Annotated in this window: 7 protein-coding genes; 3 read left to right on the top strand and 4 right to left on the bottom strand. The window is 39.2% G+C overall.

The window, feature by feature from the left end; genetic code table 11:
- Positions 1-210 precede the first annotated feature (210 nt).
- The 4 genes from B9G53_RS08275 to B9G53_RS28980 form a co-directional block, all read right to left on the bottom strand.
- Complete coding sequence (locus B9G53_RS08275) at positions 211-417, bottom strand: hypothetical protein (RefSeq protein ID WP_094531077.1); 207 nt, start codon at positions 415-417, stop codon at positions 211-213.
- Positions 418-500: 83 nt separating this feature from the next.
- Positions 501-665, bottom strand: coding sequence for a hypothetical protein (locus tag B9G53_RS27280; RefSeq protein ID WP_176453147.1), 165 nt, complete (start codon positions 663-665; stop codon positions 501-503).
- A gap of 151 nt (positions 666-816) precedes the next feature.
- Positions 817-1,212: a type II toxin-antitoxin system HicB family antitoxin gene (locus B9G53_RS08270; protein ID WP_094531075.1), complete on the bottom strand. Its 396-nt coding sequence runs from the start codon at positions 1,210-1,212 to the stop codon at positions 817-819.
- The gene (locus B9G53_RS28980) at positions 1,209-1,379 is read right to left on the bottom strand and encodes a type II toxin-antitoxin system HicA family toxin (protein WP_369682998.1); all 171 of its coding nucleotides are present in this window, start codon (positions 1,377-1,379) and stop codon (positions 1,209-1,211) included. Before B9G53_RS28980 ends, B9G53_RS08270 begins: the two co-directional genes overlap by 4 nt.
- A gap of 129 nt (positions 1,380-1,508) precedes the next feature.
- Between B9G53_RS28980 and B9G53_RS08260 the strand changes: the two genes are divergently transcribed.
- The 3 genes from B9G53_RS08260 to B9G53_RS08250 all read left to right on the top strand — a co-directional run bounded on the left by B9G53_RS08260 (position 1,509) and on the right by B9G53_RS08250 (position 4,436).
- Positions 1,509-3,251 carry an ATP-binding protein gene (locus tag B9G53_RS08260; protein WP_094531073.1) on the top strand — a complete coding sequence of 581 codons (1,743 nt, stop codon included), beginning with the start codon at positions 1,509-1,511 and terminating at the stop codon, positions 3,249-3,251.
- Positions 3,252-3,400: 149 nt separating this feature from the next.
- Entirely contained in the window at positions 3,401-4,102 is a 702-nt protein-coding gene (locus B9G53_RS08255) for a tetratricopeptide repeat protein (RefSeq protein WP_094531070.1), read from the top strand.
- A 112-nt stretch (positions 4,103-4,214) separates the two neighbouring features.
- Positions 4,215-4,436 (top strand): hypothetical protein, encoded by a 222-nt coding sequence (locus B9G53_RS08250; protein ID WP_094531068.1) that lies wholly within the window; start codon positions 4,215-4,217, stop codon positions 4,434-4,436.
- Positions 4,437-4,713 lie beyond the last annotated feature (277 nt).

Here is a 4,713-nt window from a genome sequence, read left to right as displayed (position 1 = left end):
GATTGATTTTGACTTCCTGCGTCGGCTTCTTTTCCCTCCTTCCACCTATTTACCTAGATGAGCGAATCGGGGAATGCTTGTAGTCATAGACAATCTTCATCTTCATACTACTGATGCAGTTTTCAATTCTATTTCTACATCTAATCTCTTTGGCTGGTTTTAAATGGGATGCTCGTACTGTACTCATCAATCGTTATAGCGATCGCTTGTTCAGTTTTTCAACGCTTGCAAGAATAAGGCGATCGCTGTGAGCATCATCAAGCTTAATCCTGTCCGCCAAAGGATTTCCCAAATGAGGGGGAGATAAGAGAGGAATAGGGCGATCGCGCCAAACATGGCTGATATTGGGAATGCGAGAAATATACCAAAAATGAAAAATCCGAAATACTTTAAAAGTACGATCGTGAACTTCAGCATATGCGTTAATGTCCCAAATACTTAACCAAAAAGGGACAAGGCGATTGAATAACCTTGTCCCTAAAAGCTACTAGAAAAGAAATCTAGCTCTTCTTCGATTTGTCAGCGTTAGCGGCAGCTTGAGCAGCTTGGATAGCGTTAGACTCAGTAGAGCCTCGACCAGTATAGGTCTTACCACCAACACTTAAATCGGCATATTTGCCACCATAGATGCTGTCGCCAGTGTTAATCTTTGCTGAATCAGACATAGATTTATCCTCCTAATGGTTGTTTGTTTTTCGCTCTTTCGAGTTGAAACTAAGATAATGGATTGAAATTCAAAAATCTTAGAATGTTCAAATTTGCACCTGATTAGATAATGTGCATAAAATTTGTGCATGAATGTGCAATTGCTTAGAACTAATGTGCAGATTTACCCGTGGCGGAACTGAGTAGGAAGAGGAGATATTGATTGAGGCTTACGCCTTCGCTTTTGGCTCGAGTGGCTAGGCGCTGATGTAAACCTTTGGGCATCCGCAGCATGAGTTTACCGCTATATTCAGATTCGGAACTAGGTAAAGGAATTTCATCACCGTATTCATAGGCAGTTTCTATCCATAGTTCACGGGCTTCCTTGATATTGGTAACGGCTTCCTCGATAGTTTCGCCTTGAGAAAGACAGCCGTTTAAATCTTTGATTTCGGCAACATATCCACCGTCAGGATCGGGATAGAAAGTGATGGGATAAGTGAGTTTGAGGTAATAGTCTAAGGACTGACGTTGAGAAGTTGATTTATTGGTTTTAGTTACTGTCATCTTTCCAGTCCTCTAAATTGAGAAGTTCTACAATTTTCTGTATATATGTGCGCTTGACTTTCTGCCCGCCTGTTTTGGGGATGGTTAACTGTCTCCCCGATTCGTCTCGAAAAAATATGATGGCTGCCTTTTGACCGCGCCTCGTGAAATCCTAATCCTTCAAGCATGGTGCGGACTTCCTCAAATCTGACTTCTGGCGGACTTGCTAAAAATTTTTGGATTAGTTTGCTTAACTTTCCCATATATTCATAGTATCATAGGTAGTGTCAGCTTTAAGGGTTTAGCGACGGGGTAAAATGAACAAACAGCAATTTTCGGATAAGTTTGAAGAACTGAAAAGCCCTGCTAATGCTGAACGATGGGCGGTGTTGCAATTGTGGTTAGTTGAAGCAAAGTCTGATGGGGAGATTGCCAAAGCTTTAGATAAAGATCGCTCAACGGCTACGCGCAAAATTGGCGAGATTTGCAAACATTTTGGTACGGATGCAAAGGGTAAAAAGGAGCAACGTCAGCATCTTGTGCTTTTGTTTCGTAGGTATTGTTTGGATTTTGAGGTGCATCCAAATGTTTATCCTGATTGGGTAGATGGGGAAGTTAGCGATCGCCCACAAACCTCAACTAATCCCCCAAATATATCTACCCCCAATCGCTCCCCAGAATTAACACCCCTTGAGTTTATTGGACGCGATCGCGATCTAACTGATCTCACAAACCTGAGAAAGCAATACAAAATCGTCTTAATCAAAGCTGGTGCAGGTGTTGGCAAGTCTACATTAGCGCGGGAGTTTTTGCAGACGCAGTTTAAAAAAGTGATTCGGATAGAGATGGGGTTGGAATCGAGGAACGTTACGCCTGCGGAAGAGAAGGTGTCGCAAATCTTGCGGAAGGATTTTGATGAGGAGCCTAGTCGGGATTTTGGGATTAATTTGGATATTTTGCGAGAGAAGTTAGCGGATCGGGCAAATCCTATTGGAGTGCTAATCGATAACCTCGAACCTGCGCTAGATGAGAATTATCGCTTTCGGGAGAAGTTGCGCGGCTATGATGCTTTATTGGCAGTGTTGGGCGATCGCGATGTCTTTTCGTTTACGCTGATCACCAGTCGGCGATCGCTGATTGCTACAAGAGCTAAAGTACATGAATATTCACTGGAGGGGCTAGACATTGCTGCATGGTGGCAATATTTCCATGATTGCGAGAATGGGGTAGAGGCGGAGGCGCTATTGCAGATGTGTGTTGCCTATAACGGTAACGCGAAGGTAATGGATATTCTGCATGGTGCGATTAAGAACCGTTTTGATGGCAATATTGGAGCCTATTGGAGTCGATACAAGGATGCTTTGTTGGCGGATTCGGAACTAGAGACTTTGATTTCTGTGGAAATGGATTGGTTGCGAGACAATCAACCTGATGCTTATAAGTTGCTCTGTCGGATGGGTTGCTATCGCTATCAGGATGTAAAAACTGTGCCTTTTGAAGGGTTGATTTGTTTGTTATGGGATGTCCCTGACTTTCTACGAACGGGGGTTATTGAGTTCTTAAGTAAAAGTTCTCTAAATGAAGTGAAAGGTGAATATTATTTACACCCTGCCATCAGAGAAGCTGCCAAACTGCGATTATTAAGAAATGAAATAGATTGGAGAATAGCAAATTATAAGGTTGCCGAATTTTGGACAGATAGAATAAAAGAAATTGAAACAGTTGATGAAGCTTTAACAGCATTTGAAGCATATTATCATTATTGTGAAATAAAAGATTTCTCTCTCGCAGGTGGAGTTTTAGTAAAAATGAGGAAAAATCGATGGGATAATGGAGAAAAACTTTGTAAATCACTTTATAGATTAGGTTTTCTTCAAAAAACAATTGATGCAATAGAGTCAATAAAAGAAGTTACAGAATCATTTTATATTCTCACTCATATATATAATACTCTAGGTGATTTATACTGGCTTACTGGGAAAATACATCCAGCAATTGAATGTCATCAAATGTCTAGCAATTTTGCTAAACAAGGGCACTGGACTGTTAAAGAGGGATAAGCCTCTCAAAGTATCTCTGGGCAAGCTTTTCACGACCTTGCTACTCAATCACCATAAATCCTTGCTGGATAAGCCTTGTAGCTATTCATCACTTCTTTAACAACCAGTGCCCTAAACAAGTATTAAAACAAGATGACTCTTCGCCAGATATGATTTTTTGGACAAAAAGATTAGTTTGGCATTCTTTATTTAATCAGGGTCTTTGTTATATAGAAATTTTAGAGCTTGATGAAGCTTTTCGTGCTTTTCAATATCTTCATCAAGAGATATTAACTATTGCAGAGCATGGTAACTATGTGGAAAATGGAAGATTCCAGAATGAAGTTATGAGTAATATAGTTTCTACACTAGCTTTAATATGTTCAAAAATTGGAATGAGTGATGAGGCTATTTCTTTAGCAGATTTATGCTATGGAACAGTTTTAATGCCTTCTTACGATTCATGGACACAAGGATACAGTAGATTATTTCTTGGTATGGCATACCAAACTCTTGGTGATTCCAGAAAATCAGAGTTTATGTTTAACAATGCTATCAAATATGCTAGAGAAAGTAACTATAGACAAGTTGAAGGTAAAGCAATCAATGGGTTAGCTGAGATGTATCGTCAAAAGAAAGATTTTCAAAATGCAGTTTTAAGCCATCTTTCATCAATTGAAATATTGAATAAAATAGGTGCTGTTTGTGATCTTGCAGAAGCATATCTTCAACTTGGGCTAACATATCAGGCAATGGGAGAACATGACCAAGCAGAAGAATACAAAGCAAAAGCACTAGAACTTTTCGCACAAATGGAAGCACCGAAACAAATTGAGAGAGTTAACAAAGCCTTTGGAGAAAACATACAATGAATACTCAAATAGTTGATACGATTTAAGAGGATAGTTAAGCGCATGAGTAACATAAATACTTTTGATACAATGAAAGCAGATTTCATGAAAGATATTCACTAAGGTAAATGTAATGTCCCTATTAAACCTTGAGTATATAACCAACCAAGAAGGACAGCCTACCGCAGTTGTCATCCCCATCGAGATTTGGCGACAACTTTTACCCATTGACAACATCTCTCTAGAAAATCTTAGCGGAGCTATAGAAGATTATTGTCTCAATAAAGCAATGGATGAAGGTAAAAGTACTCCTCTTTATTCCCATACAGAATCTATAGCTTTTTTAGAGGATTAAAAACAGAAATTTCTGACAACATAGTAAAAGTCACTCGCACATTACACCGCAAAGAATTTTATCGTTAATTCCCTTAGAAAATGAACATCACTTTAACAAGCATTACTCCAATACTTAACCAACTCAAACGAGAGTTACAAGAGCTATAGCAATCCTAAATGAGTTGTGGAAAAAAGCCATACTTAAAAATCTTCTCAAAGCAAAAGACTTGAAGATGAGTGACTAACTCAAATAACCTCTTCACATTGTCAAAGTTCTTTAGTAAGTGATAGTACTG

Source organism: Pseudanabaena sp. SR411 (genome assembly GCF_002251945.1).
Lineage (GTDB): Bacteria > Cyanobacteriota > Cyanobacteriia > Pseudanabaenales > Pseudanabaenaceae > Pseudanabaena.
The sequence above is the reverse complement of the archived record's forward strand: the minus strand, read 5'-3'. Positions and strand labels throughout refer to the sequence as shown.

Coding starts and splice junctions, on each gene's coding strand:
- B9G53_RS28980 (WP_369682998.1), bottom strand. CDS start 1,379: ATGCTTGAAGGATTAGGATTTCACGAGGCGCGGTCAAAAGGCAGCCAT.
- B9G53_RS08275 (WP_094531077.1), bottom strand. CDS start 417: ATGCTGAAGTTCACGATCGTACTTTTAAAGTATTTCGGATTTTTCATT.
- B9G53_RS08255 (WP_094531070.1), top strand. CDS start 3,401: ATGATTTTTTGGACAAAAAGATTAGTTTGGCATTCTTTATTTAATCAG.
- B9G53_RS27280 (WP_176453147.1), bottom strand. CDS start 665: ATGTCTGATTCAGCAAAGATTAACACTGGCGACAGCATCTATGGTGGC.
- B9G53_RS08270 (WP_094531075.1), bottom strand. CDS start 1,212: ATGACAGTAACTAAAACCAATAAATCAACTTCTCAACGTCAGTCCTTA.
- B9G53_RS08260 (WP_094531073.1), top strand. CDS start 1,509: ATGAACAAACAGCAATTTTCGGATAAGTTTGAAGAACTGAAAAGCCCT.
- B9G53_RS08250 (WP_094531068.1), top strand. CDS start 4,215: ATGTCCCTATTAAACCTTGAGTATATAACCAACCAAGAAGGACAGCCT.